Raw genomic sequence first — 26,235 nt, forward strand, 5'->3', positions numbered from 1 at the left:
GCTTATTTGTTTCATTAGAATTAGTTAAATACAAACCAATTGTAATTTTTTTACGTATTTTTCGACTCTAATACAGTAATTTCTGCAAAGATATTTTAATATCGATAAAGCTGAAAGATACTTATTAACAAAAGAACCCTATTTATAAATAAAAACATGAAAAAGACTACACTTATCCTTGGATTAGCTTTGCTTAGTTCAGGTCTTTCTTTTGGGCAAACCGCTGAAGAGCGAGCGCAAATTACAAAAGATTATGATCAAGTAAAATTAGAAGAGCTAAGACTAGAATTCCAACAGGAATATGAAATAAGAATGGAACGTGCCACACGTCTTGCAAAAGAGAATGGATGGCCTCTACGTAAATCGTTCGAAGATGGTTCTTCAGGTGCATTATATGATGTTATTGACAATGAACCTATTTATATGTCCACAGATAATCGTATTGCTGGATTAATGCAAGGTGCAAATGAATTGTGGAATGGTGGATCTTTGGGGATTAATATAGAAGGTCAAAACATGGAAGTTGGCGTTTGGGATGGAGCTAGAGTACTACAAACTCATGAAGCATTAATAGGGCGAGTGGTTGCAGGAGAAGCTCCTGTTTCCTCAGGAGATCCTGACGATGATGACCATGCAACTCACGTAACTGGAACTATTGTAGCAAATGGTCCTGATAATAATGCCATAGGTATTGCTCCGCAGGCAACTGCAAAATTTTATAATTTTACTAATGACAATTCAGAAATGACGACTGAAGCCAGTAGTGGGATGTTAATTTCTAACCATAGTTACGGTATACCTTCAGGTAATGTTAATCGTGCCTTTTTAGGTCGTTATGGAACTGAAGCAGCGGCAGTCGATAACATCACTTTCAACGCACCTTATTATTTACCGGTAATGTCTGCTGGTAATTCTAGAAATACAGGAGTTAACACAATGGACAATGGTTATGACCTTTTAACAGGTGATAAACTTTCAAAAAACGCTATGATAGTTGGTGCAGCGGTGGGAAATCCTAATTATGCGAGTCCTGCATCAGTTCCTATGTCTTCATTTAGTTCTTGGGGACCTGCTGATGATGGTCGTGTTAAGCCAGACATCACTACTAAAGGTGTTAACATGTATTCGTCATATTATAATCAAGGGAATTCTGGATATGCTACTATAAGCGGTACAAGTATGTCAGCTCCAGCAGTATCTGGTGGATTAATTTTATTGCAACAATATTATAACTCCTTAAACTCTCAGTATATGAAGTCTGCTACTGTTAAAGGTCTTGCTTTACATACTGTTAAAGAAGCAGGTACTTTCGATGGTCCTGATTATCAATTTGGATGGGGACTTTTAGATACAGAAGAGGCAGCATTAGCAATTCAGAATGATGGTAACAGTTCTTCAATAGAAGAATTGTCATTGGCAAATGCAGCCACGTATACAAAATCTACTTTTTCAGTATCAGGTGGAAATGATTTAGTAATATCAATTTCTTGGACTGACTTTAGGTCGCTGCAACCTTTCCCAAATTCTGATACAACTACTGAGGACCCAACACGCCCTGCGATTACAAATGACTTAGATTTAGTGGTAACTGATGCAACAGGTAATACATATTATCCATGGAGTTTAGATCCTGCATCACCAGCTGCAGCTGCGACTAATATTGCTCCTAATAACGTTGATAATTATGAAAAAATTGAAATTGATAATGCTTCTGGAACATACACAATCACTGTAACACACAAAGGAAATTTGTTTTTTGCTCCGCAAGCTTTTTCTCTGATCATCACAGGCGCAGATCCAGCAACATTCTCTAACAAAGAAGATCAATTAGATAGTTTTAGTATTTATCCTAATCCAGCAACAGATCACTTTACCGTAGCATTTAATAATCAGTTATCTGGTGATAAAATTAATGTCAATGTTTATGATGTTTTAGGACAAGAAGTAATGTCTAGATCATTTGACAACAATGGTTTATTTGAGCAACGTATTTCTACGGCCGACTTAAATTCTGGTATCTATCTTGTAAGAGTTGGAAATGGTATAACGGCAAGTACAAGAAAGTTAATAGTTAGATAACAATATATTCTTACTTTTATTAAAAACCGCTTCAAGTTAAATGAAGCGGTTTTTTTACATCTTTAATTTATGATACATAAAGAACTTCTTACCTTTCTTACTTCACTAGAAAAGAATAATAACAGACCATGGTTTGAGAATCACAAACCTCAATTTCTTGAACTAGATAATGCTTTTAAAAACAGTATTAATGAAATTACCGACTTGCTAAATCAGCATGATGTAATTGAAAAGTCTAAAACATATAGAATTTATCGAGATATTCGATTTTCAAAAGATAAAACGCCTTTTAAAGTACATAGAAGCGCTAACTGGATGCGTGCTGGTGTAGAGCGCCGTGGCAGTTATTATATGCGTATAAAGCCAGGTAATCATTTGATAGGAGTAGGTTTTTTTGGTCCAGAGAAAGAAGATCTTTTAAGAGTACGTAAGGAGTTAGAGGTAGACGCACAAGAATTAAGAGATATTATCGAGGAGCCTCAATTTTTGAAAACATGGGGAACCTTTCAAGGAGAACAGTTAAAGACGGCTCCGAGAAATTTTGATAAGACACATCCAGATATTGATTTGATAAGATTTAAAAGCTATCACTTTTTGAAAAGCTTCACAGATCATGAAATTCAGAGTCCAGAGTTCTTTGACAATATCAATAAGTCATTTGAAACAGCTAGACCATTCTTAGATTATATGACAGATGTTTTAACGACAGATTTAAATGGTGAATCTTTAATTTAATTGATTTAAAAATCTTACGAGTCATACCGTTGAAAGTAAAAGAATCACTAGCCGTTAAATTCTTCATAGCCTCATAGATAGGCGCATTAGAAGATATAGCATAGAATTTATCTCCTTCATCAGTTATCAGTTCACCTAAGGAGACGCTTATTAAAAACATATTTGAGTCAGTAGTGACTAGAGCACCTTCCGTCACGACCGTTTTACCACTACCGTAAGAGATATTTTCAAAAGCTCTCTTTAACTTCTCGTGTTCATCTTTAAGATTGTTGTATCGCTCAAAATCAGCCATTAATTCACCAGAGCCATCATCATCTTCGGCATCATTACTGGCATCGTTGTCTGCTAGAGAATCGCCTAATTCCTGAACACGCACTTTATAGCGGTCTATACTATTTTGTATAACCTCTTTACACTTATTTACCGCATTGATTTTAAGCATGATATATAAAGTTTTAAGTACCGGATAATCGTTATGCTATCCTATGTAAATGTATACTTAAACTTTTATAATTCTACTGGTGGACGTTCAAAAAGTTGAATACTATTTATCAATCTTTCACGTACTAAATTCATCATACGCTTGTTAAGAGCACTAGAGTTCTTAATATATGCAAGATATTCATTTACAGTGAATTGACCTATGATGATACCTTTAAGAGAGTTGCGGAATTTCTGATCTCGATTTACAGCATTCTCGATATAATCTATACGCTTATTAGAGGTCAACCCAAAAAACACATTCTTATGTTTCTTGATATAATTATGAAAAACGGCTATTAATAAATCGTGCTGTAATTTTGCAATGGGTCTTAGTGTTCTATTTTGAAATTGTTCTTCAATAGACATGTCATCACTTACTCGTGCATTAGGAATCTCAGGTCTTAGTGCTACTAGATATTCGTCTCGATTATTCATGATAGAAGGTTTTTTAAAGTTACTAAGGCTTGTGTTTATTACGCTTTCGCGGAAGCGTAGTTTCTCAACAACCTTATCAACACTAATTTTATAGTCGTTAAACTCGTGTAAATCTTGCCTTCTTTAGATTCAATAATCAGTATCTTTAAAATAAAAAGTGATACAAACTATTAATCCATATAACGGTAAAGAGCTCAAAAAATATCAAGAAGATAATTCAAAAACCATAGAGCATAAATTACAAACGGCACAAGAGCAATTTGAGCAATGGCGATTAACAAGCTATGAACACAGATCCAATCTTATATTAAAAGTCGCAGGTTTATTGCGCAAAAATACTGATCAATATGCATTAAAAATGACTCGTGAAATGGGGAAGCCCATATCACAATCACGCAGCGAGCTTGAAAAATGTGCATGGCTGTGTGAGTATTATGCTGCTAATGCGGAGAGTCATCTTAAAAATGAATATGTAGATACAGATCATTTTAAATCTTATGTCTCCTATGAGCCATTAGGAGTCGTACTAGCAGTGATGCCATGGAATTACCCATTCTGGCAAGTGATGCGTTTTATAGTTCCCGCGTTAATGGCTGGTAATGTAGGTGTGTTGAAACATGCGAGTAGTGTAATGGGTAGTGCTGTATTGATGGAAGATATTTTTATTGATGCTGGATTTCCGAAAGGTTGTTTTACAAACCTAGTAATAGGTAGTAAAGCTGTAGAAAATATAATCAAAAACCCTATAGTTAAAGCAGTAACCTTAACAGGATCAAAGCCTGCAGGTAGTGCTGTTGCCGGAACTGCGGGAAGTGAGATTAAAAAAACGGTTTTGGAATTAGGTGGGAATAATGCATTAGTGGTATTTAAAGATGCAGATATCGAACAATCTGTCGAGACCTGTGTGGCTGCACGCTATCAAAATACGGGACAAAGCTGTATAGCAGGTAAGAGACTCTTATTGCATGAAGATATTGCAGATGTATTTATGGAAAGATTCAAAACTGCTGTAAAAGATTTAAAAGTAGGAGATCCTGAAAATGATGAAACCTACATAGGAGTAATGTCTAGAGAAGATCTTGCAGAGGAGTTAGAAGATCTTATGAATAAGTCTATAGAAATGGGCGCAACTCTTGAACTAGGAGGAAAGCGAGATAAAGCATTTTTTGAACCTACTATTTTAACAGGTGTTACTAAAGATATGCCTGTATTTAAGGAAGAAACATTTGGTCCTTTAATGGCTGTAACAACTTTTAAAAATGAGGATGAAGCTGTTGAATTAGTAAATGATTCAGAATTTGGTCTAGGAGTATCTCTATTTACACAAGATCTAGAAAAAGCGGAAAAACTCGTCTCTAGGTTTGATGATGGTGCCGTATTTGTAAATGCTAAGGTTGCGAGTCATCCCGCATTACCATTTGGTGGAACAGGAATTTCAGGTTATGGTAGAGAATTATCGCATTTTGGTATTAGAGAGTTTTGTAACATTAAAACTGTAGTGATTGATAAATAAATTTATGATCATAGTGTAGACTACAATGAGAGATAAACAGTTACTTCAAAATGATTCCAGCAATTCAAAAGAAAATCCCAATTCAGGCAAACCTGATGATATAGACGCTAAGAAGGTACTAAATAAGAAGTCTTTTATTGAAAAATGGGAGCATAGTCCATATTGGTTTATTAGTGGATCTTATAAAGTACTTCATTCTATCTGGATGGTAGTTATGGCTGTTGGAATGTTTCTGGCGTGGTTAATAGCGTTGTTAGCTACATGATAAAAAAGGTACCCTTAGTAACATTGCATATTGTAGCATTAATATGCATGTTGATGTATGCTGCTGTTCAATTCATGAAGTTAGTACAGTACGAATCTTATCCATTCATTTTTAGTTATCTCAATGATATATTGGTCATCCCTATCATCGCTACTATATGTCTTCATGTACTATGGATGGTAAAAAAGAATTATCAATTACGAATAGGTGTTTTAAGCCTTATAAGTTTAGTGGTTTTATACTCTTATTATTTTGAATACTATCTTCCCTTAAACTCAGAACGATATACTAGAGACGTTTGGGATATAGGTTGCTATGTAGCCGGAGCTGTAATTTTTTACATCGCTCAAAAGTTGCCCTAGGCTAATCTTTTATTTAATAAATACCACTGAATTCCTATCAATGAAATGGAGTTATTAAAAGCACCTTCATCAAGCTGCTTTTTAATATCGTTACATTTTATTTTAATCAACTCAATATCTTCTTTTTCAGAGACAGCTCCGCCACCTTTTAAAGTCTTTTGAGAGCTGTTGACCTCAGTATAATACAAATGGATTTGTTCTGAGCAGCCACCTGGTGATGGGAAGTAAGTGGTTATCAATTCCAGTTCATTAGTTTCATAACCTATTTCTTCTTCAATTTCTCGTTGTGCACAATCCATAGGATTTTCTCCTTCTTCTACGGATCCTGCGACTAGTTCTAACATCCACGGATGATTACGTCTGGCACTAGGATATCTGAATTGTTTGGTAAATAAAAAACTATCGGTATCCGTTTCATAAATAAGCACCGCTACACTATCGCCACGTTCAAGACAAATGCGTGTAGCTTCTATAGAACCACTTTGATTGATTTTATCGTGAGTCACTTGAGCTTCTAGGACTTTGAAGAAGCCGTTGTAGACTGTTTTTTCGTTGTTGATGGAGTATTTCATGGTTGGATATTAAAAAGCCAGTCTGCTGGACTGGCTTGATGAATTAAAGATAACTATCTATTAATAAAATGAAGAAAACTAATTATACTACAAAAGAAAAGGCCTATAATCAAAATCCAATTTTTTACTTTTTTTGTTTTAAGAATTATTGGATTGGTTCCTTTTTTCTTCTCATAAATCATTGACTTTCTAAGAATTATATAAATAATTATCGATATTGAAAAAAGCAACAACGACATTAATATCGAAATAGGTATTTGATCCATTTACTTATTTCAAATATCTACTGCTTCCTATACTTCTCCATATAGCGATCGTTCAAATCCTTCTGTCTGGTATTTAAAGAGATATCACGTCCATCAATAAATGCACGAGACAATTGATTTCCTCGCATATCTAAGGCATCTCCTTTTGAAATGAATAGGGTAGCGCTTTTACCTTGTTCTAGCGATCCGTAATCTTTATCTATTCCTAAAACAGTTGCTGCGTTAAGTGTTACTAGCTGTAAGGCTTTCTCTGCATCCATACCAAAACCTACTATAGTTCCTGCATAAAAAGGAAAGTTACGTGCTTGGTGACGCTCCATATCTCCTGAGTTCTCAAGAGCAACCATAACACCAGCGTCACTTAATAACTTTGGGAACTTATAAGGCATGTCATAATCAGCATCATCTCGTGCCGGTAAATCGTGAACTCTACCTGCAAGAACTGGAATTTTCATAGCAACTAATTCTTTAGTCACGTTTTGAGCACCTTGAGCACCAACTAGAACGACTTTTTTTAAACCTTGTTCCTTTACAAATCCTAAAACATCGCGTATCGCTTTTTCTCCATTCACATGTATATAAGCCGTTGCATTACCTGCAAGCACTGGTTTTAAAGAAGCATACTTTAAATCTTTCTTTCCACTTCCTGTATAAGCACGCGCAGCAGCTAAGAATTGAGTCAATTCATCTACTTCTTTATCGTAGTTTTTACTAGGGATAGTAGGTCCTGGCTCATACCAGCTACCAGATCTTCTAAAAGTTCTAGGCCAGTTGATATGTACACCATCATCCACTCGTACTGCGGCATCTTCCCAGTTCCATGCATCCATTTGCATCACACTACTCTGACCAGAAATACGACCACCACGTGGTACTACTTGCGCAATAAGAACACCATTAGGTCTCATGGTTTCAACCACACGACTCTCTGCATTATAAGCAATTAAACTACGTATATGCGGATTATAAGTTCCTATTTCTCTATCATCATCACTCGCTTTTACCGCATCTATTTCTACTAGACCTAACGTTGTATTACAAGCGATTATTCCTGGATAAACATGCAATCCGCTGGCGTTAATGACTTCTCCTTTTGGTTGCATTTTTACAGTTGTAGCATCTGCAACTGTGGTAATTTTACCGTTTTCTATAACGATGACACTATTTTCTATAAGCTCTCCATTACCTATGTGTGCTGTAGCATTCATAATAGTATATGACTTATTTGCCTCAGGTGCTGGAGTTTGTTGTGCTGCTGCGGTAAATCCTACTACAGCGCATAATATATATATGATTCTTTTCATGATTACCATTCTAGCGTGTTACACTCATAAAGAGTTTTAGTAGATTGTTTTGGCTCTTGTGTTTTGAGCCCTTTATTCTTTGCAGCGATCATCTCATTGATAAGCTGCTGGCGTTCTTCTTTTATGCTTTCGCGAAAGCGTAGATCACGTTCCTTATCAAAAAACACAATCCCATCAATCATAGTAACCTCTGCGGTTGCCGTAACAGATAAAGGATTATCTGACCAAAGAACCAGATCTGCATCTTTTCCTGTTTTAATACTTCCTGTACGATCGTCGATATGTAAAAGTTTTGCAGGGTTTAAGGTTACAAATTTCCAAGCATCTTCTTCACTGACGTTTCCATATTTTACTGCTTTTGCCGCTTCTTGATTTAAACGTCTAGACATCTCAGCATCATCTGAATTGATTGCTGTGACCACACCTTGAGAATGCATGATGGCTGCGTTATAAGGTATAGCGTCGTTGACTTCATATTTATAAGCCCACCAATCAGAGAATGTAGATCCACCTACACCATGTTCTTTCATCTTATCGGCCATTTTATAACCTTCTAGAATATGTGTAAATGTATTGATACGGAAACCGTGCTTTTCAGCCACTTTCATTAACATGTTGATTTCTGTCTGCACATAAGAGTGACAAGAAACAAATCGCTCACTTTCTAAAATTTCTAGAATAACTTCCATTTCTTCATCATAGCGGAAATTCTTTTTTCCTTTAGAATCTGCATATTCTCTTGCACGAGTAAAGTAGTCTTCAAATACTTGTTCTACACCCATACGAGTCTGTGGGAAACGCACACCATTCTGGTAACGCGATTGTTTTACGTTTTCTCCTAATGCAAATTTGATAAACTTAGGACTGTCAGAATAAATCATTTCTTCTGGAGAATAGCCCCATTTCAATTTAATAATCGCACTACGTCCACCTATAGGATTTGCAGAACCATGTAAAAGTTGTGAAGTAGTTACTCCACCAGCAAGATCTCTGTAAATATTTACATCTTCGTGATCTACTACGTCTTCAATAGTAACCTCGGCAGTAGAATTGTGTCCTGCTTCATTGACACCATTATCTATAGCGATGTGACTATGTTCATCTATAATACCGCTAGTTAAGTGTTTTCCTGTAGCATCGATTACTCTAGCGTTACTAGCACTAAGGTTTTTACCTATCTTAGATATTTTTCCATTTTTAACCAGAACATCTGTGTTTTCTAAAATTCCATCTTTCTCATTAGTCCATACAGTAGCGTTGCTATACAGTATAGTCTCTTCTTGAGGTTTTGTAGCGCTTCCATAGCTTACATTTGGAAAGGTGAGTGGACCTAAAGTTTTAGTTTCCTTTTTCTTTTCATCCTTCTCTTTTTCATCCTTTTCTTTCTCAACATCTTTTGTTGCGGTAAAAGAAACTTCATTACCATTTGCTAGGTATGCAGTACCTGTCAAACGATCTTCTTTAGATACTTTACTGATCATTCTAGTGAAGGTCTTGTCATCTGCATTTTTTTGAGAAGCCGTAATAGTAATCCAATTACCATCATAAGCGATTTTCCCACCTAATTTAGTACTGTCTATTTTGATACTTACTTTTTTAGCATCTCCAGAGATATCCATTTTATAAGTATCTCCTGCGATAAGAGCCGTGTAAGATCCGTCGATATCTTTACGGTGACGGTCTTTAATCACATGTTTAGAACCTTGAACCCAATTTTCATAAATTTTAGTATCCTTCTCAAATAATGGCCCAGAAGTCATAATAAGGTTAGCGACTTTTCCTTTTTGAAGAGTTCCCACCATATCGCTTACGCCCAAAATCTGTGCAGGTTTTGTCGTTAATGCTGCAAGAGCTTGGTCTGCTGTAAGTCCGTATTGCATTGCCATTTTTAATTTCTCCATCAATTTATCTGGAGTTTTTAATCCTTGACTAGTGATGGCATAATTGATTCCAGCCTGTGATAATAAGTAAGGATTTGCTGGTGCTTGTTTCCATTCACGCATATCAGCTAGATTCACGTACCATTCTTGATATGGATTAGTCACATCATAGGCATCTGGGAAATTTATAGGTAGAATAAGAGAAGCCTTAGTTGCTTTAATATCGTCTATCATTTCATAAGCGTCTGCACCACCTACAATTACAAATTGTTTGCCGACACGATCACCCATTTTATCTACTCTCAATACATTCTTCTTATCACCAGCTTCAATAATTTGAACTAAGTTTTTATTAGCGACTAGAGCTTCAAGAGATAGATCGCGTGTAGCACTATTTCCTTTTGAGTACCAGTCTGCATCAAAATGAGTCTGACGCAATAATGCCAGTGTACCCATTAATGAAGTAGGATAAGATTGTCTAGTTTGAACACTACGTTTTAATGAGAAAAAGCTTCCACTTTCTTCTTTAAGAATTCTCATTCCATCATCACCGTTATTATTAAGAGCTACTAGCATACCAGTACCGCGAGCAATACCGTCATTCATATGTGTTTGCACCGTACCATAACCAGCATCGATCATTTTTTTAGCTTCTTTCTCGTCATATTTATAGAAGTCTAGGGCATCTTGCTCTGCACGGATGTGGTCATTCCAGTAGTAACCTTGACGACTCTCATCATATTGCTGACCGCTACCTGAAGCACGTTTTGCTTTTTCCATTCCAAAATCTGCATAAGGCTCGATAAAAGATGGGTAGATGTAACTTCCATTTGCATCCTGAATAACTGCTCCTGTAGGAACGGTTATACCGCTTCCTATATTTGATATTTTACCATCCTTAAGGATGATAGTTCCATTATTAATAACGGTACCTGGTTGTGTCACTATAGTTGCATTTGTAATTGCAACTACCACCTCACCACGTGCAGAAATGTCGTCATTATTAGGGAAGTATTCCTGTGCACTGGCCATACCATATACAAGGAATAAGAGTAGTAGAACTCGTTTCATTAATAAAGTTTTTGAAATTAGCTTTTAAAGATAGCTATTCCATTAATCTACAATTCTTAAAAAGTGTTAAGAGCCACAGAAAATTCACATCCACTTTTGGTAAATACGAGGATGAAAAATACCCTATATGGGGTATTACCTGCATAATCAATTCCATGTAGTTTTGAAAAACACTTTAAATCAGTTCATTATGAAAAACTTTACTTTAATTATTATGTTTTTGTTCAGCACCTTACTTGTTGCTCAAAACCAATTACTTTCATCTATAGATGAGTATTATGATACAGCGTCCAGCCAGTGGATAAATAGTTCAGGAAATAATTATGTCTACGACAGCAATGGTAATTTAACCTCTGAAGAATATTTGTTTTGGGACACATCTACATCTTTATGGCAACAAAGCTACCAGACTATTTATTCTTATAATGCTAACAGTCTCGCTACGATGGTTTTAGAGCAGAATTACAATAGTACAACCAGTCAGTATGAAGATAGCTATAGGATTACGTATTCTTATAACTCATCAAATCAATTGATTAGTCAGGTTTTTGAAGAATATGTAGGGTCTATTTGGGTACCTAGTGATCGATTTACTGTAACTTATACTAATGGTGTTTTAACTACTGCTATTATAGAGGTTTGGAACGGTTCACAGTACGATCTTGAAGAGCGATTTACTTTGTCTTATAGTGGTTCTAATATCACACAATTTCTAATAGAAGACTGGGTAGGTTCTCAATGGGTATTAAGTGAACGCGATTTGATAAATTATAACGGAAGTAATCAACGCACTAATAGAATTTATGAGGAATGGGATGGTATTACCTGGAGTGAAACAGATAGAGAAACCTATACCTCAGATACCTTTGGAAATAGAATTTCTACACTATCAACTTTTATAGGTAACCCATCTCAGGATTATAAGATTGATTTGAACTTTGATACTAGTATACAACTTAGCACATTAGACCATCCTTTCAAAGATAAAACGGGTATCGATTTTATATATGATGAAAGTCCTTATATCAGTAAAATATTAACTTCAACAGAGTCTCAATATGACTCTGCAGCTATGATCTTTTTACCTAATTATCGTACTACCTTTAATTATAATAGTACTTTATCAAACAGTGATATCGCGTTAGAAACGCTACCATTTAAAGTTTATCCAAATCCAACTAGTGAGTTCGTGTTTATTGAAGGACCAGAATTAATACATACGGTTGAATTATATGACATGAAGGGAAGAAAAGTTCTTGAATCTACAAATGAAAGAATATCGATTCATCATTTACCTAGCGGATTATATAATTTATTGATCGAAGATATTAATGGATTAAAAAGTGATTTTAAAATTATAAAGAACTAGCCATCTTTAGTCCATATCATATTCTGGTAGGTTGTTTTCTTTTAAGTATTCCTGTTCACTTACTATAGCGTAGACGAGGAATAAAAGTAATAGTACTCGTTTCATTAAAAAAGTTTGTGAATGTAGGTTTAAAGGTAACGAATTAAGTAACCTAAAATTCTTAAAAAGTGATAACAAAATATTCCCCATAGAGGGAATGGTTACCTTTTAAAATTTCATCTAGTTTTGTATTTTTACATTTATATTATTAAAATAACCAACGATATTATGAAGCATTATAAAATTACATTTATTCTTTTAGTATTAATATTAGGATCTTGTAAGCCTATTTACTTTTATCAAACAACCAGAGACCGTGTTCAAAGTTCTAGTAAAGATAATATAGAAAAGATTCAATTTTTTAATGATGAAAAAATCACAATTGTATACAGAACTGCCTCTCGAGATGAAAGTATCACAGGTGGAAAGGTAAAGTTTGAAGAAGGGTATTATAATTATTACATTACATTCCCTAAAAAGACTCCAGCAGTAGCCAAAGATTTAGATGAAAAAAGATTGAAAGTATATTTTGAATCTGGTGAGGATAAATACTTGGTGTTTGGAAAATACGACGATGGAAAATATGGACTTTACGGTATTAGTGAAGATGATGGGTTCTATGTAAATTTTGAAGGCAAAAGATTTAAAGTAATTGAAGGTAAATGGGCAGAACTTATAATTAAAAAGAACATCAAGATTGATGTAGAGTCCGATAAGAGAAAAGTGAAAGGAGTAAAAGTAGGATAAACGCCTAGCCATTCACGAGCAACGATACGACATAGCTATAGGTTTTCATCCCATCGGGTTGATTGTTAGCTTTTAAATACTGATTGTAAGTAGCTTGTGATACTTGTTCAATAACATTATCATCATATGGCGCCCAGAAGACTCTCAGTTCTTGATAGTTTTTTAAAATACCTGGCCTTAGATGATTTTTTATTTTTTCAAAAGCTTCAGGGTCTTTAGTATATAAATCGTTTAATAAATACTTCAACCCAAAAATGCTTGCGCTATACTGGAAATGTAAATCTTCGTGATTCAGACCAGCTTGAATGGCTACATAGTTAGCCTCATTTTCTTTTGCAAATCCCAATTGATGAGACATCTCATGCAAAATTAACACAGGTGTTTTGTAACAATTGATCCATGCATTAGTTTGAGCTTCTCCAGTAATAGGATTCAGGTATCCGCTATATCCCATATGGGTTAACGGCATGGTGAGTAAGGATTTTTTAATGCTATTTGGTTTTAATTTTTGTTTCAATTGCGGTTGTGGTAACTTTTCAAATCCGCTGGGTGCGATTTTGAATAGTTCTTTTTGTGATCGATTAAAAACTACCAGCAAACTATCGACAGGTTGTAAGGATTCATGTAACTCGTTAGAAAAGTCAGCATATCTGGTAACTGTTTTCTTAAGTTGATCAACGGTATATTCTCGTTCAATGTTTAGTGTCACATTCAGCGGTTGTCGATAATAATTAAATCCCCATAAAACTTGAAAAGTGAATAAGATGATGTTTAATGAAAATAGGAGTTGGGTATAACGCTTCCGCGAAAGCGTAATTAAATCCATCTTACTGATCCATAACCATCTTAATATCATTACAATTCCTGCGATGTACATCAGGTCACCAAAGGATATTGGAATCCAACCTAATCCGATGCGCATGGCTTTAGAGATATATGGATATATCCCATTACTGTAATATTTTTCAATAAATGATGGGAAATTTCTAAGATTATAATACGTCAGTATTTGTAGAGCCAGAAGGCCTATCGCTATTACTACATGACGTTTTCTAGTTCCGAGCATGGTGCTAAGATACTTTTTAAACTTAAAACTAAATTTAAATCAAAACTTAAAATACTTAGTAACCCTACAACCTAAAAACCCAGTACCTAAACAAACCAAAATCTCTACCTTTGCACTCGCAAAACTTTTCGTCCCATGAACTACATTCTAGCCGACTTTAATAAACATAAAGCTCTTTTACCTTTTACATATACAAGACCGACCAGCGCCATACGTTGCGGAATTTTAACTTTAAAAGAGAAATGGGAGCAAAGGCTAAATGCTAATGTTAGTCATCTGACAGAAGATTATCTACAGACTAAATATCCACTGACTGATACTAATGATAACGTCGTTATTGCGGGAAATATCTTTGCGACAGATGAATTATGTGAAGCAATAAACGCACTGAAATTAGGACAAAAACTAATGTATAACGATACCATTGTAGCTTATCGTGCTGCAGCGGTACATACACCAACTATCGAGTTAACGCAAGTACTTTTTGAAGGTGATTGTGATGGGATTGATCATACCTGGGATATTTTCTCAAAAAATGGAAAAGCATTAGAAGCAGATTTTGAGCTGATTACAAAAGGAAGAACAAGCCAGCCTATACCAGATAATGTACAAGTCATTCATCCAGAGCGTGTATTTATAGAAGAAGGCGCCGTATTAAATTTTGCATTTCTTAATGCAAGTAGCGGTTCTATCTATATTGGTAAAAATGCTGAGGTGATGGAAGGTAGTATTATACGTGGTGGATTTGCATTATTAGAGCACAGTGCGACTAAATTAGGAACTAAAATTTATGGACCTACAACCGTTGGACCTCATTCTAAAGTTGGCGGCGAGTTAAATAACTCAGTCATCTTTGGGTATAGTAATAAAGGTCACGAAGGATTCTTAGGAAACAGTGTATTAGGCGAGTGGTGCAATATAGGTGCAGACTCTAACACGAGTAATCTTAAAAACAACTATGCTGAGGTAAAACTATGGGATTATGAAACCGGTCGTTTTGCCAAAACTGGTTTGCAGTTTTGTGGTCTTATGTTAGGCGATCATTCAAAATGTGGAATCAATACCATGTTTAATACAGGTACTGTAGTAGGCGTGAGCGCTAACATCTATGGCGCAGGATATCCTCGCAATTTTATCCCATCTTTCAATTGGGGTGGACCTCAAGGTAATATGACTTATAAGACTAACAAAGCTTATGAAGTCGCAGACGTGGTGATGAAACGTCGTGGTCTTACTCTAGAACAGGTAGATATTGATATTTTGGATGCAGTATTTGAGAAAACTGCCGCTTATAGAAAAGACTAGTTAATCTTTCTATATCTAGACTGGCAAGCCTCTATGCAAAAATAGCTGATATCCATAGTAAGATTATCGATGGTGTAGGAGATAGGCAAGTTAGTAGTGCCGCAATTAGCGTTAATTGTTTTGTCAGTAGTGTTATAAGTACCGTTAGTATTTGTACTGGTCGTTATGGACATATCGCAAACGTCTCCATTTGATGTAAATGTACCATCTGCATTAAAGGTTATAGTTTTGTTACTACTAACCGATTGAAAACTACCACTTCCATCGCCAGGATCAGACAGATTTGCCGTTAATTGCCAGGTTCCCACGATGTCACTCGTTAAAACATTTCCAGGATCGTCGCTAGAGTCGCAACTGATCAAGAGAATTATTCCTATTAGGGTGAAAAGTAATTGTTTCATGGTCTTTTATATTAAGATGCTACTATTCAAAAATAGTTGCTTTTAACTAGCAAAATACTCAAATCTCTTTTCTTAACTTACGGCTTTAATTCAAGAGCATGAAAAGAATTCTATTTATAAGTACTTTAGTTTTGTTTTATTCCGCTTTCGCGAAAGCGCAATCACAATCATCCAAACAAGAATTTAAAGGCTACTATAACTTTACTTACTCAGAAGATAAAGGTAAGATACTTCTAGAAGTCAAAGATTTAGATAAGGAGTTTCTATATGTTTATTCATTAAGTACTGGTCTAGGATCTAATGACATAGGTCTCGATAGAGGTAAGTTGGGTGATGGAGTTGTTGTTAAATGGGTGAAAAGTGGTCATAAATTACTACTCATGCAGCCCAACCTTAAATACAGAGCGAGTAGTGATAATGATAATGAGCGTGCTTCTATCAATCAAGCATTTGCACAGTCGGTTTTATACGGTTTTGAAATAAAATCACAGAAAGATGGTGTTTATACGATTGATATAACGTCGTTTTTAATGCAGGATACTTTTGGTGTAGCCGCAACACTCAAACGAAACAAAGAAGGTTCTTATAAAGTAGATAAATCTCGCAGCGCTTTGTGGATGGAAAACACAAAATCTTTCCCTGAAAATAGTGAATTTGAAGCTATGCTCACTTTTACAGGAATACCGACTGGTCGTAACCTAAGAAGCGTCGCACCAGATGCCAAAGCCATTACGGTTATACAACATCACAGTTTTGTAAAATTACCAGATGCTGGGTATGAGCCTCGAGTTTTTCATCCGCGTAGTGGATCTTTTTATGTGAGTTATATGGATTATAGTACACCAGTTTATGAACCTATTCAAAAGCGTTTTATAACCAGACATCGATTAGAGAAGAAAAATCCTGATGCGGCTATTAGTGAAGCCGTAGAGCCTATTATTTATTATCTAGATCCTGGTACACCAGAACCAGTGCGTAGTGCCTTATTAGATGGAGCTGGCTGGTGGAACACCGCTTTTGAAAGTGCAGGATATAAAAATGCATTTCAAGTAAAAATGTTACCCGATGGAGCAGATCCTATGGATTTGAGATTTAATGTCATTCAATGGGTACATCGCAGTACACGTGGATGGAGTTATGGCGCGAGTATCACAGATCCACGAACTGGCGAAATTATCAAAGGCCATGTAAGTCTAGGAAGTTTGCGTATCAGACAAGATTTTATGATCGCTCAAGGTTTACTTAAAGAGCCTTTTAAAGAAAATGATGAGAACCACGATGCTATGATGGAACTAGCACTAGCACGTATCAGGCAATTAGGAGCTCATGAGGTAGGTCACACACTAGGATTTGCCCATAATTTTGCAGCTAGTACTAGTGATAGAGCTAGTGTAATGGATTATCCACATCCTAGATTAGAATTAGTTGATGGAGAAATAAGTCTTGATGATGCTTATGATGCAGGAATGGGCGCTTGGGATGATTTAACGGTTCAATATTCTTATGGAAACCCAGATAAGACTCAATCTGAAGAGCAATATTTAAAAGGTGTTATTGATAACGCTACTGCTCAAAATTTAAGATTTATATCAGATAGTGATTCTAGAGCTGCTGGTGGCGCACATGCTCAGGCACATTTATGGGATAATGGAAGTCAACCTGGAGCAGAACTAGAGCGTATGCTAGAAATACGTCAAGTAGCGATGAATCAATTTAGTATTGATAACATCAGAACAGATGAGCCGTTAAGTGTTCTGGAAGATGTTTTTGTGCCCGTTTATTATGGCCATCGTTATCAGGTAGAAGCAACCGCAAAATGGATAGGTGGAATGGAATACAACTATGCAACAAAAGGTGACGTCGTAGAAATGAGATATCTTTCAAAACAAGAACAAATGAGTGCTTTAAAAGCTCTTTTAAAAACTCTTGAGGTAGACCAATTAATGATACCGACTGATTTACTAGAATTATTTCCGCCTCGTGCTTATGGTTACTACCGTGGTAGAGAAAGTTTTAAAAGTGAAGTAGGCGTGGCATTTGACCCATTGCATGCTGCAGCGAGTAGTGCAGACATGACTTTGAGTTTCTTACTACATCCACAGCGTGTGAATCGAGTGGTTCAAATTAAAGCTATAGAGCAAGATAATCTAGGACTAGAAGAGTTATTAGAAAACATAACCGAAGTAGTTTTTGAAAGTAAAACTGATTCAAATTATCAAAAAACCATTCAGCAGCGCGTTCAAGAACGACTGGTCATGCAATTAATAAACGCTCATGCTAACTCACGAACAAATGTAGCCGCTAAAGGTTTGATCAGAAATCAATTGTTAACCATCGACAAGAAACTTAAAAGACTTAAAAATGCCACGGCTCTAGAATTACGTTCTCAAATCGAGCAGTATTTTAAAGATCCAACTAAGTTTAAAGTGGTGAATTTACCTAGTTTACCGGATGGTAGTCCTATAGGTTGTGGTGAGTAGAGATTAAGATATTTTGTGTTATTTACAATTTATAAATCATGAGTTAAAACAATTTCAGGATTTTGGGCATTTAAAAACATTTTACTTCTTCCAAAAAGTCCAATTTTACCTTCTGTTTCAAACACATTGGCTTGACCACGAGAGTTTATTAGTACTTCATCCTTACAAAGGCCTTTCATATAATTATCCTCAATGTATTTAGAGTATCGCTCAAGTTCTTCACTAAATATTATTGTAAATGCTGGTTGAGAATATTCAACTACATAATTACCATCATCCATTTTTTTAGGGTTAAAATCTGGATGTGCCAAATAAATATCTTCTAAAATTTTTAAGGCAACAACTTCAATATCAGTCACCTTATCTGGAAAAGTAACAACAGTCCCAAATTGAAAAATTGCGAATTGCCTTTTGTTATCTGTATAGTAAATAGCTTTTTCTAATATTAACTCATAGTTGATTGGGAAATCGGGTTTCCAAGAAGGCTTAGGTGGGAAATCTTTAGGGTTATTTTTTCTGCCAAATATTTTATCAAAAATCTTCATTCTATTATACATTACTCTTCCTTACCCTACTCAAATCCAACATATTCACGGCGTTACTTTCTAAACCACTGACTTTCTTGCTGATAAAACGTACACTTTCATCATAGTAAAGAGGAACGATAGGAGCTTCACTAATAATTATAGAATCCATTTTTATATAGAGTTCTTTACGATCTGTAGCGCTAGGCAAGGTGAGTGCTTGCTCGTAGAGCTGGTCGTAAGTTTCATTTTTAAAATGTGTATAGTTAGGTCCATTAGGGGAAAAGTTTTTAGAATATCCTAGCGACAAATAATTCTCTGCATCGGGATAATCGGCAATCCAGCTCGAGCGGAAGATATCTAGGTTTCCAGCGCTACGGGCTTGGCGTAATGTAGATGGTGGCATGACTTCTACAATCGTTTTCATACCTATTTTTTCAAGTTCTTTCTGAATGAATTCACACAGATCTAGATAATTAGCACCAGTGGTAATCGTAATTTCGGGATTAATGTCACCAGTTTCGGTAATGTATTGTTGTACTAATCGTTGTGCCTCATGGATATCATATTTATAACCTTTTACCACGCCACCAGCTGGTAATCCGGCAGGAATGAGTCCGCTGGTTGCAGGAATACCTATATTGTTGCGCAAGTACTTGATCATTTTCTCTCTGTCAAATCCTTTATTAATCGCCTGTCTAAGCAGTTTGCTTTGCAGTTCTGGAGTGTCGCTGTCTAGGTATAAGCCTAGATATTCTGTGTTTAGAAATGGAGCTTTTACCAAATTTGTTGTGGAAACGTATTTAGCTTTTAAGTCTCCAGTTGTGGTCAGCAATTCATCTTTATAACTAGGATCTATGGCGTTTATAAAATCCAGATTTCCTTGAGCATATTCTAGGAATTCACTTTGTTTATCGCTTTTAAAAGTGATGGAGACCGCTTCTAGGTAAGGTAATGCTTTGCCATTGCTGTCTTTTTCGTGATAGTTGTTATTCTTGCGCAGTACCATTTTTACGTTTTCTTCCCATCGTTTTAAATAGAAAGGTCCAGTTCCTACAGGATTTGAACGGTATTCATTACCGTATTTTTCTACAGCTTCTGGTAGTACCACACTGCAAAACTTCATGGTTAGTAATCCTAAAAAGGCTGGGAATGGTTTTTTTAAAGTAATTCTTAATTGATGCTCATCAATCGTATTTATTGCAGCAACATTAGACATAACCCAAGCACCAGGAGATGCTACCGCTGGATCTGTTAATCGTTCTAGGGAATATTTAAAATCCTGTGCGGTTACTTTTCTCGCTTTCGCGAAAGCGTCAAAGTCTTGAAAATAAATATCCTCTCTAAGTTGAAAAGTATACACCAGTCCATCTTCACTAATGTACCATTCACTAGCAAGGTCGGGAACTACCTCGAGGTTTTTATCCAGTTTTACTAAACCATTATAAATTAAATTGCAAGCCCATATATTGCGCTGATCTTTTGCAAATGCAGGATCTAGTGTAGTGATGTTTGCATGTTCATTATATCTAAAAACTGTTGTTTCATCAATAGTAATACTAGTATCACTGCAATTGATGAATAGGAACGACAGTAATAGAAAACAGCAATTTTTAATCATGCTGTAAATATACTTTAACTCTTATTTTTTAATCAATTTTGAGTTACTAAATGAATGAGCGATGCGGCGTCTGGGATATGTAGACTTTCTTCTTCAGAATTTTTGGAATGTTCTTCTGGCTGGCAAGTGATGATATTCCACTGGTTATCTTGATATTCTAACGCGGTTAAATTTTCTACCCAATCACCACTATTAAGGTATAATGTGCTTCCTTTTGTATTAGTGATGACTCGTTTTTGAGGTTGATGTATGTGACCACAAATAACAGCGTCGTAACCATTTTCAATAGCTAAATCTGTAGCTGTTTCTTCAAAATTAGTGATGAATTTAACAGCACCTTTTACTGATTTTTTAATCTTTTTAGATAGTGAATATCTGTCTTTGCCCATTTTAAGTAAAAACCAATTGATCATTTGATTGATTAAAATCAGTAGGTCATAGCCCCAACCACCTAATTTTGCAAGCCACTTACTGTGTTGAATGGATGCGTCAAAAACATCGCCATGAAACACCCATATTTTTTGATGATTCAATTCAAGTACTAGTTTATCCACTAAGGTTATATTCCCTAAAATGGTAGGCGAGAACTTGCGTAACATCTCGTCATGATTACCAGTGATATAAGTGACTATAGTTCCTTTACTGGCCATGTTTATAATGGTTTTTAAAACCTTTAAATGCGACTGTGGGAAATATCTTTTTCTAAACTGCCAGATGTCAATGATATCACCATTTAGGATTAATTGCTCTGGTTTAATGGATTTTAAGTAAGCGTTAAGCTCTCTTGCATGACAACCATAGGTGCCTAGATGGACATCTGATATGACAACTATTTTAACGGGTCTTTTTTTCAAGGCTACTCTGTTTGTTCAAAGAAATTATTTCCTTAGCGATTCTGTATTAACCTAAGATTAAATGATAGTTAGCATTTAAAGATTAATTTATCGCAACAACTCAATAAGGCTAAGAGTATTAACAGATACCTAACGAATACTTCTTATCTTTGCCGGCCTATTTAATTACCTCTATGTCTACAGAAATCGCTACAAAATCTGTTGCTTTTTATACGCTAGGTTGTAAACTCAACTTTAGTGAAACCAGTACTATTGCTCGTAGTTTTGAGCAAGAAGGATTTGAGCGCGTTGATTTTGAAAAACGTGCAGATATTTATGTAATCAATACCTGTAGTGTTACAGAAAATGCAGATAAGCGTTTTAAATCTATCGTTAAGAAAGCACAACAAGTTAATGAAGATGCTTTTACTATTGCTGTAGGTTGCTATGCACAGTTAAAGCCAGAAGAATTAGCAGCTGTAGATGGTGTAGATCTCGTTCTAGGAGCTACAGAAAAATTTAAAATTACAGATTATCTTAATCAGCTCAGTAAAGAAGAGCCTACTCAGGTTCATTCTTGTGAGATTGATGAGGCAGACTTTTATGTAGGGTCTTATTCTATAGGCGATCGTACTCGTGCTTTTCTAAAAGTACAAGATGGTTGTGATTATAAATGTACTTATTGTACTATTCCATTAGCTCGTGGTATATCAAGAAGTGATACACTAGAAAACGTGATGGAAAATGCTCGGTTAATATCTGAGCAAGGTATTAAAGAAATCGTGCTTACCGGAGTGAACATAGGAGATTATGGTAAAGGCGAGTTTGGGAATAAAAGACATGAGCACACTTTTCTAGATCTGGTTCACGCACTTGACACAGTCAACGGAATCGAGCGATTGCGTATTTCTTCAATAGAACCTAATCTTTTAAAGAACGAAACCATAGAATTTGTGTCTGGAGCAAATGCTTTTGTACCACACTTTCATATACCGCTTCAAGCTGGTAATAACGAGTTGTTGGGTAAGATGAAACGTCGTTATAATCGCGAACTTTATGTAGATCGAGTTACTAAAATTAAAGAAGTCATGCCAGATTGCTGTATAGGTGTGGACGTAATTGTAGGTTTCCCTGGCGAGACAGATGATCATTTTCTAGATACCTATAACTTCTTAAGTAATTTGAATATTTCTTATTTACACGTCTTTACTTATTCTGAGCGTGATAACACTGAAGCTGCTACTATGGAAGGTGTTGTGCCTAAAAAAGTACGTGCAAAGCGTTCAAAGATGTTGCGTGGACTATCTGTAAAGAAACGTCGTGCGTTTTATGAAAGCCAGTTAGGTAAGACTAAAACGGTTCTTTGGGAAGCAGAGAATAAAGAAGGATTTATTCAAGGGTTTACAGAAAACTATGTAAAGGTAAAAACTTACTGGAACCCAGAATTAGTGAATGAACTTCAAACAGTAACGCTAGATGTTATTGATGAAGATGGACTGGTGAGAATCGTTTAGAATCTTTATGACGCTTTCGCGGAAGCGTAAAATCACAGATTTATTTGTTTACTTAAGAATCTTATGTATATTTACATAAGAACTTTAGGTATGTCTACATCACAATTGTATCGAGGAAGTCTCACCACCATAATTCTCAAGTTACTCGAGGAAAATGGAGAAATGTACGGTTATGAAATCACTCAACGAGTTAAAGAATTAACGCAAGGTGATTTAGAAATTAAAGAAGGAGCGCTGTATCCATCATTACATAAAATGGAAGCGGCAGGACATCTTACCGTTACTGCAAAGAAAGTAGATAATCGAGTACGCAAGTATTATGATATCACACCAGCAGGAAAAGAAGAGACCGTTAACAGGCTTGCAGAACTAGATGAGTTTCTAGCAAACATGCAACGTATTATTAATCCTAAACTAAGTTTTGAATGAAATTAAACGACTCTCAAATAGAAGACTTATATGCTTTTACTAGAAAGCACTATGTTGAGTATTATGATTTACAAACAGAGCTTGTGGATCATCTTGCAAATGCAATCGAAGACCAATGGGAATTAAAACCTCATTTATCCTTTGAAGATGCGTTACAAATCGAATTTAAGAAATTTGGTGTGTTTGGGTTTATGGAAGTCGTCGAAGAACGACAAAAAGTGCTATCCAAAAAATATTCTAAGTTGATTTGGAAACATCTAAAGGAGTATTTTAAGTTGCCCAAAATCATTCTACTTATAAGTTTGACCGTTGGGTTATACTACCTTATAGAACTGGCTATTGTGGACAGATCTGTATTAACAATTCTACTTGCATTATCCTTGATAGCTTATGTTGTAGATGCCATAATTCATATTAAAATAAATAAGGCCAAAAAGAATAGAGGTGAAAAGAAATGGATGTTTGAGGAGATTATACGTCAGTATGGTAGTGGATTGTGGTTGTTTTTTGTTCCTATACAAGGAATTAATATTTTGAACTTAAGTGGTGTCGATTTTGTAGAAAAGAGTCCTGTATTTATTGCGGTCTTCAGTTTTGTTTTTGTTTTATTGCTAATGACTTGCTATATCATACAATTTGAAATTCCTAAAAAGGCAGAGCAGTACCTAGAAGAAACTTATCCAGAGTACAAACTTGTATAATAAAGACTATTGTTAAAGCATAAAAAAAGTCCTTTTCATTTTTGAAAAGGACTTTTATATATGATAATAAGTTGAACTTAGTTAACTGTATAAATTGTTAAGTCTTGAGTGGTTAAAACACTTGCACTTTGTGGTACAGGTAGATTAACACCTAATGAAGAAAAATCTTCAAGCATATAGTCTAATTGATTATCAGACTTTACTAGTCCTACATCTTGTGCCCAGTAATTATCTACTACCATGACATCTTGAGCGGCTAATAAAGTAATCGTCTGTGAAATAGGACCTATAGCAATATCAGTAGTGATGTTTACATTAATAATAAGTTGTGAATGTAGTAAATCTGTAAACGTTCCTGCAGGAACTGCAATACTAGATTGATCTGCTAGTTGAACTGTAGAAACTTCATAATTAATATCTAAATCATACCCATCTACCGTTTCTGTAAACGTACCAGAAGTTGTGTAAAGCTCTTCATTATTATTAGCGTTTTGATCATATAATATACCATCTACGATATCAATAGAGAAATCACCAACACCTTGAAAATCAAAACCGATAGTTCCGTTACCGATTAATTGCCCATTTACAGCAGTTAATTCACCACTTGAAAGTACACCAGTCATTAATCCAGCAGAAACTGCAGGATTTGCAGTTAATGTATAATTTGAACCTGAAACAGAACTTACCGTCAGTTCATCACTAGAACTATTAGATCCAGTAGCAACATCATAAGTCCATGAATTATTTACTGTAAGAGGTAAGTAACTAAAGTTGTCATTACTACGACTGGAATCATCACTTTCTGTACAAGAGAGGATAGATAGACTAGCAATGCACGATAAAATAATTTTCTTTAACATCTTTTAGTTATTTTGTGTTTGTGAAGGAGCTACAAGAGTATTAGATGTTTTCTTTTTAGCTGGCTCAACATAAAGAGGTAATGTATAAGTTACTGCCTTAGATTCACCTTTCATAGTTCCTGGAGTCACTTTAGGTAATAAAGAAAAAATCCTTATAACTTCTTCTTTAATATCATTATTAAGAGCTTTAACTTTTACATCCGTAAAATCTCCATCTGCAGTAATTGTAAATTGAACAACGACTTGTTGTTTACTCGATAAACTAGAAGTAATTTTACTGTTAAAATTCTTAGTGATTTCTTCTTGTAATTTAGCTTGGAAACATTTTTTGTCGCCATTGTCGCAACCAGGATAAGTAGGTGCTTTTTCAATTACTGCATAAGATACATCTTTAGCCTCTTGGACTTGAGCTGTAAGAGCTACACTTGAGAACACAGCTATAAAGAATATTAAATTTTTCATGTTATATATTTATGGTATAAAGATATCATTTTTTGAAGGCAATCTTATAGCATCAAGCTTAAGCTTGATGCTATAAGATAAAAAGGTGCAATTTTTCGTTGAAAAACTACTTTTGTATTAATCAACAGTAAATCGTATAGGAATAGTATAAGATACAACTACTTTTTCTCCATTTGTGTATCCAGGTGTTACCTGTGGTAACTGCGCCATAACTCGATGAGCTTCTAGATTTAAAAACTTATTTTTACCAGTAGCCTTAATCTTACTAATATGTCCAGTAGTGTCAATTTCATAATTAACATATGATCTTATAAATCCAGTATTAGAAGTCACTTGGGCAATATCCACATCTATAGTACGTACGATATGTTTTGCAACACCGCGAGACATACATTTGTTCCATGTTTCTTGTGGTAAAGTTTCGCAACCAGGAAACATAGGAGGAACTTCAATTACCTTAATTGCATTTTTAAATTCAGTAGAGTCTTTTAACCGATTTATTTCTTTTAGTAAAGGTGCTTTCTTCTCATTATTAATTAACATTAATTGTCGCGCTTTATTCTTTTCACTAGCACTAGCATCAGTAGCATTAATAATACTTTGATAAATGATGTTTGCTTCTTCCTTTTCACCAGTTACTTGCAATATCATTGCTTTGTAACGCTGTGGAGTATAGTCACCATTATTGAGTTGTAATGCCGTCATATGGTCAATGTTTAGGATGGCGCTAGAGTACTTTTCTCTTCCTATTAATTCTTTGGCATTTTGAAATCGATCACGATATTCTTGATCATCAGATTTTTCTGAATTCTTACCGTTTTGACTCATTCCAGATTTTTGAGAGCCACAAGCGATTGATAATATAATCAGAGCGGTTAGCAGTATCGTTTTTTTCATTGTATGAATTTGAATTCAA

General features: G+C 35.3%; 25 protein-coding genes. 12 read left to right on the plus strand and 13 right to left on the minus strand.

What is annotated here, in order from left to right:
* The first annotated feature begins 156 nt into the window (after positions 1-156).
* Positions 157-2,079: a S8 family serine peptidase gene (locus tag R1T42_RS02855; RefSeq protein ID WP_317291221.1), complete on the plus strand. Its 1,923-nt coding sequence runs from the start codon at positions 157-159 to the stop codon at positions 2,077-2,079.
* A 69-nt stretch (positions 2,080-2,148) separates the two neighbouring features.
* Complete coding sequence (locus R1T42_RS02860; protein ID WP_317291222.1) at positions 2,149-2,814, plus strand: DUF2461 domain-containing protein; 666 nt, start codon at positions 2,149-2,151, stop codon at positions 2,812-2,814.
* Here R1T42_RS02860 and R1T42_RS02865 read toward each other — a convergent pair.
* Both R1T42_RS02865 and R1T42_RS02870 read right to left on the minus strand, forming a co-directional pair.
* Positions 2,747-3,256 (minus strand): hypothetical protein, encoded by a 510-nt coding sequence (locus R1T42_RS02865; RefSeq protein WP_317291223.1) that lies wholly within the window; start codon positions 3,254-3,256, stop codon positions 2,747-2,749. The two genes, R1T42_RS02860 and R1T42_RS02865, sit on opposite strands and share 68 nt — an antisense overlap.
* Positions 3,257-3,321: 65 nt before the next feature.
* Positions 3,322-3,732: a hypothetical protein gene (locus tag R1T42_RS02870; RefSeq protein ID WP_036580753.1), complete on the minus strand. Its 411-nt coding sequence runs from the start codon at positions 3,730-3,732 to the stop codon at positions 3,322-3,324.
* A gap of 157 nt (positions 3,733-3,889) precedes the next feature.
* On the opposite strand from R1T42_RS02870, the gene R1T42_RS02875 reads away from it, so the two are divergent.
* Genes R1T42_RS02875 through R1T42_RS02885 form a run of 3 tightly spaced genes read left to right on the plus strand, consistent with a single transcriptional unit; the run spans position 3,890 to position 5,872 of the window.
* Positions 3,890-5,245, plus strand: a complete 1,356-nt coding sequence (locus R1T42_RS02875; RefSeq protein WP_317291224.1) for an NAD-dependent succinate-semialdehyde dehydrogenase — start codon at positions 3,890-3,892, stop codon at positions 5,243-5,245.
* 25 nt (positions 5,246-5,270) lie between these two features.
* The gene (locus R1T42_RS02880; protein ID WP_317291225.1) at positions 5,271-5,510 is read left to right on the plus strand and encodes a hypothetical protein; all 240 of its coding nucleotides are present in this window, start codon (positions 5,271-5,273) and stop codon (positions 5,508-5,510) included.
* Positions 5,507-5,872, plus strand: coding sequence for a hypothetical protein (locus R1T42_RS02885; RefSeq protein ID WP_317291226.1), 366 nt, complete (start codon positions 5,507-5,509; stop codon positions 5,870-5,872). Before R1T42_RS02880 ends, R1T42_RS02885 begins: the two co-directional genes overlap by 4 nt.
* Here the strand turns inward: R1T42_RS02885 and R1T42_RS02890 are convergent.
* The 3 genes from R1T42_RS02890 to R1T42_RS02900 form a co-directional block, all read right to left on the minus strand.
* Positions 5,869-6,444, minus strand: a complete 576-nt coding sequence (locus tag R1T42_RS02890) for an NUDIX domain-containing protein (RefSeq protein ID WP_317291227.1) — start codon at positions 6,442-6,444, stop codon at positions 5,869-5,871. The two genes, R1T42_RS02885 and R1T42_RS02890, sit on opposite strands and share 4 nt — an antisense overlap.
* 283 nt (positions 6,445-6,727) lie before the next feature.
* Positions 6,728-8,014: an amidohydrolase family protein gene (locus R1T42_RS02895; protein WP_317291228.1), complete on the minus strand. Its 1,287-nt coding sequence runs from the start codon at positions 8,012-8,014 to the stop codon at positions 6,728-6,730.
* Positions 8,015-8,016: 2 nt separating this feature from the next.
* Positions 8,017-10,965: an amidohydrolase family protein gene (locus R1T42_RS02900; RefSeq protein WP_317291229.1), complete on the minus strand. Its 2,949-nt coding sequence runs from the start codon at positions 10,963-10,965 to the stop codon at positions 8,017-8,019.
* 190 nt (positions 10,966-11,155) lie between these two features.
* Here R1T42_RS02900 and R1T42_RS02905 point away from each other — a divergent pair, with 190 nt between their 5' ends.
* On the plus strand, positions 11,156-12,334 hold the full coding sequence (locus R1T42_RS02905; RefSeq protein WP_317291230.1) for a T9SS type A sorting domain-containing protein: 1,179 nt from the start codon (positions 11,156-11,158) through the stop codon (positions 12,332-12,334).
* A gap of 267 nt (positions 12,335-12,601) precedes the next feature.
* Positions 12,602-13,120, plus strand: coding sequence for a hypothetical protein (locus R1T42_RS02910; protein WP_317291231.1), 519 nt, complete (start codon positions 12,602-12,604; stop codon positions 13,118-13,120).
* Positions 13,121-13,124: 4 nt separating this feature from the next.
* On the opposite strand, the gene R1T42_RS02915 is transcribed toward R1T42_RS02910, so the two are convergent.
* Complete coding sequence (locus R1T42_RS02915; protein WP_317291232.1) at positions 13,125-14,186, minus strand: DUF3810 domain-containing protein; 1,062 nt, start codon at positions 14,184-14,186, stop codon at positions 13,125-13,127.
* Between the two features lie 135 nt (positions 14,187-14,321).
* Between R1T42_RS02915 and R1T42_RS02920 the strand changes: the two genes are divergently transcribed.
* On the plus strand, positions 14,322-15,491 hold the full coding sequence (locus R1T42_RS02920; protein WP_317291233.1) for a GlmU family protein: 1,170 nt from the start codon (positions 14,322-14,324) through the stop codon (positions 15,489-15,491).
* Here R1T42_RS02920 and R1T42_RS02925 read toward each other — a convergent pair.
* Positions 15,488-15,892, minus strand: coding sequence for a lipocalin family protein (locus R1T42_RS02925; protein WP_317291234.1), 405 nt, complete (start codon positions 15,890-15,892; stop codon positions 15,488-15,490). The two genes, R1T42_RS02920 and R1T42_RS02925, sit on opposite strands and share 4 nt — an antisense overlap.
* 98 nt (positions 15,893-15,990) lie before the next feature.
* On the opposite strand from R1T42_RS02925, the gene R1T42_RS02930 reads away from it, so the two are divergent.
* On the plus strand, positions 15,991-18,372 hold the full coding sequence (locus R1T42_RS02930; RefSeq protein ID WP_317291235.1) for a zinc-dependent metalloprotease: 2,382 nt from the start codon (positions 15,991-15,993) through the stop codon (positions 18,370-18,372).
* Positions 18,373-18,401: 29 nt separating this feature from the next.
* Here the strand turns inward: R1T42_RS02930 and R1T42_RS02935 are convergent, their stop codons facing one another.
* From R1T42_RS02935 to R1T42_RS02945, 3 genes are read right to left on the minus strand one after another with little or no spacing between them, the layout of a single operon-like run.
* Positions 18,402-18,917 (minus strand): hypothetical protein, encoded by a 516-nt coding sequence (locus R1T42_RS02935; protein ID WP_317291236.1) that lies wholly within the window; start codon positions 18,915-18,917, stop codon positions 18,402-18,404.
* A gap of 4 nt (positions 18,918-18,921) precedes the next feature.
* Positions 18,922-20,517 (minus strand): ABC transporter substrate-binding protein, encoded by a 1,596-nt coding sequence (locus R1T42_RS02940; RefSeq protein ID WP_317291237.1) that lies wholly within the window; start codon positions 20,515-20,517, stop codon positions 18,922-18,924.
* 32 nt (positions 20,518-20,549) lie between these two features.
* Entirely contained in the window at positions 20,550-21,371 is an 822-nt protein-coding gene (locus tag R1T42_RS02945; RefSeq protein ID WP_317291238.1) for a UDP-2,3-diacylglucosamine diphosphatase, read from the minus strand.
* A 173-nt stretch (positions 21,372-21,544) separates the two neighbouring features.
* Here R1T42_RS02945 and mtaB point away from each other — a divergent pair, with 173 nt between their 5' ends.
* The 3 genes from mtaB to R1T42_RS02960 all read left to right on the plus strand — a co-directional run bounded on the left by mtaB (position 21,545) and on the right by R1T42_RS02960 (position 23,994).
* Complete coding sequence (mtaB, locus tag R1T42_RS02950) at positions 21,545-22,864, plus strand: tRNA (N(6)-L-threonylcarbamoyladenosine(37)-C(2))-methylthiotransferase MtaB (RefSeq protein ID WP_036580723.1); 1,320 nt, start codon at positions 21,545-21,547, stop codon at positions 22,862-22,864.
* Positions 22,865-22,954: 90 nt separating this feature from the next.
* Positions 22,955-23,293 (plus strand): PadR family transcriptional regulator, encoded by a 339-nt coding sequence (locus tag R1T42_RS02955; RefSeq protein WP_042272165.1) that lies wholly within the window; start codon positions 22,955-22,957, stop codon positions 23,291-23,293.
* On the plus strand, positions 23,290-23,994 hold the full coding sequence (locus R1T42_RS02960) for a hypothetical protein (protein WP_317291239.1): 705 nt from the start codon (positions 23,290-23,292) through the stop codon (positions 23,992-23,994). The genes R1T42_RS02955 and R1T42_RS02960 overlap by 4 nt, the downstream gene beginning before the upstream one ends.
* A gap of 77 nt (positions 23,995-24,071) precedes the next feature.
* Here the strand turns inward: R1T42_RS02960 and R1T42_RS02965 are convergent, their stop codons facing one another.
* From R1T42_RS02965 to R1T42_RS02975, 3 genes are all read right to left on the minus strand, one after another.
* Positions 24,072-24,857, minus strand: a complete 786-nt coding sequence (locus tag R1T42_RS02965; RefSeq protein ID WP_317291240.1) for a chorismate synthase — start codon at positions 24,855-24,857, stop codon at positions 24,072-24,074.
* 3 nt (positions 24,858-24,860) lie between these two features.
* Positions 24,861-25,319: a TonB C-terminal domain-containing protein gene (locus R1T42_RS02970; RefSeq protein ID WP_317291241.1), complete on the minus strand. Its 459-nt coding sequence runs from the start codon at positions 25,317-25,319 to the stop codon at positions 24,861-24,863.
* A 117-nt stretch (positions 25,320-25,436) separates the two neighbouring features.
* Positions 25,437-26,216, minus strand: coding sequence for a hypothetical protein (locus tag R1T42_RS02975; protein WP_317291242.1), 780 nt, complete (start codon positions 26,214-26,216; stop codon positions 25,437-25,439).
* Positions 26,217-26,235: the final 19 nt, after the last annotated feature.

It is taken from the genome of Nonlabens ulvanivorans, assembly GCF_032922765.1.
GTDB classification, from domain to species: domain Bacteria; phylum Bacteroidota; class Bacteroidia; order Flavobacteriales; family Flavobacteriaceae; genus Nonlabens; species Nonlabens ulvanivorans.

What these genes read in the sequence shown, in the direction of transcription:
- R1T42_RS02855 (WP_317291221.1), top strand. Translation starts at nt 157, where the DNA reads ATGAAAAAGACTACACTTATCCTTGGATTAGCTTTGCTTAGTTCAGGT.
- R1T42_RS02860 (WP_317291222.1), top strand. Translation starts at nt 2,149, where the DNA reads ATGATACATAAAGAACTTCTTACCTTTCTTACTTCACTAGAAAAGAAT.
- R1T42_RS02865 (WP_317291223.1), bottom strand. Translation starts at nt 3,256, where the DNA reads ATGCTTAAAATCAATGCGGTAAATAAGTGTAAAGAGGTTATACAAAAT.
- R1T42_RS02870 (WP_036580753.1), bottom strand. Translation starts at nt 3,732, where the DNA reads ATGAATAATCGAGACGAATATCTAGTAGCACTAAGACCTGAGATTCCT.
- R1T42_RS02880 (WP_317291225.1), top strand. Translation starts at nt 5,271, where the DNA reads ATGAGAGATAAACAGTTACTTCAAAATGATTCCAGCAATTCAAAAGAA.
- R1T42_RS02885 (WP_317291226.1), top strand. Translation starts at nt 5,507, where the DNA reads ATGATAAAAAAGGTACCCTTAGTAACATTGCATATTGTAGCATTAATA.
- R1T42_RS02890 (WP_317291227.1), bottom strand. Translation starts at nt 6,444, where the DNA reads ATGAAATACTCCATCAACAACGAAAAAACAGTCTACAACGGCTTCTTC.
- R1T42_RS02895 (WP_317291228.1), bottom strand. Translation starts at nt 8,014, where the DNA reads ATGAAAAGAATCATATATATATTATGCGCTGTAGTAGGATTTACCGCA.
- R1T42_RS02900 (WP_317291229.1), bottom strand. Translation starts at nt 10,965, where the DNA reads ATGAAACGAGTTCTACTACTCTTATTCCTTGTATATGGTATGGCCAGT.
- R1T42_RS02905 (WP_317291230.1), top strand. Translation starts at nt 11,156, where the DNA reads ATGAAAAACTTTACTTTAATTATTATGTTTTTGTTCAGCACCTTACTT.
- R1T42_RS02910 (WP_317291231.1), top strand. Translation starts at nt 12,602, where the DNA reads ATGAAGCATTATAAAATTACATTTATTCTTTTAGTATTAATATTAGGA.
- R1T42_RS02915 (WP_317291232.1), bottom strand. Translation starts at nt 14,186, where the DNA reads ATGCTCGGAACTAGAAAACGTCATGTAGTAATAGCGATAGGCCTTCTG.
- R1T42_RS02920 (WP_317291233.1), top strand. Translation starts at nt 14,322, where the DNA reads ATGAACTACATTCTAGCCGACTTTAATAAACATAAAGCTCTTTTACCT.
- R1T42_RS02925 (WP_317291234.1), bottom strand. Translation starts at nt 15,892, where the DNA reads ATGAAACAATTACTTTTCACCCTAATAGGAATAATTCTCTTGATCAGT.
- R1T42_RS02930 (WP_317291235.1), top strand. Translation starts at nt 15,991, where the DNA reads ATGAAAAGAATTCTATTTATAAGTACTTTAGTTTTGTTTTATTCCGCT.
- R1T42_RS02935 (WP_317291236.1), bottom strand. Translation starts at nt 18,917, where the DNA reads ATGAAGATTTTTGATAAAATATTTGGCAGAAAAAATAACCCTAAAGAT.
- R1T42_RS02940 (WP_317291237.1), bottom strand. Translation starts at nt 20,517, where the DNA reads ATGATTAAAAATTGCTGTTTTCTATTACTGTCGTTCCTATTCATCAAT.
- mtaB (WP_036580723.1), top strand. Translation starts at nt 21,545, where the DNA reads ATGTCTACAGAAATCGCTACAAAATCTGTTGCTTTTTATACGCTAGGT.
- R1T42_RS02955 (WP_042272165.1), top strand. Translation starts at nt 22,955, where the DNA reads ATGTCTACATCACAATTGTATCGAGGAAGTCTCACCACCATAATTCTC.
- R1T42_RS02960 (WP_317291239.1), top strand. Translation starts at nt 23,290, where the DNA reads ATGAAATTAAACGACTCTCAAATAGAAGACTTATATGCTTTTACTAGA.
- R1T42_RS02965 (WP_317291240.1), bottom strand. Translation starts at nt 24,857, where the DNA reads ATGTTAAAGAAAATTATTTTATCGTGCATTGCTAGTCTATCTATCCTC.
- R1T42_RS02970 (WP_317291241.1), bottom strand. Translation starts at nt 25,319, where the DNA reads ATGAAAAATTTAATATTCTTTATAGCTGTGTTCTCAAGTGTAGCTCTT.
- R1T42_RS02975 (WP_317291242.1), bottom strand. Translation starts at nt 26,216, where the DNA reads ATGAAAAAAACGATACTGCTAACCGCTCTGATTATATTATCAATCGCT.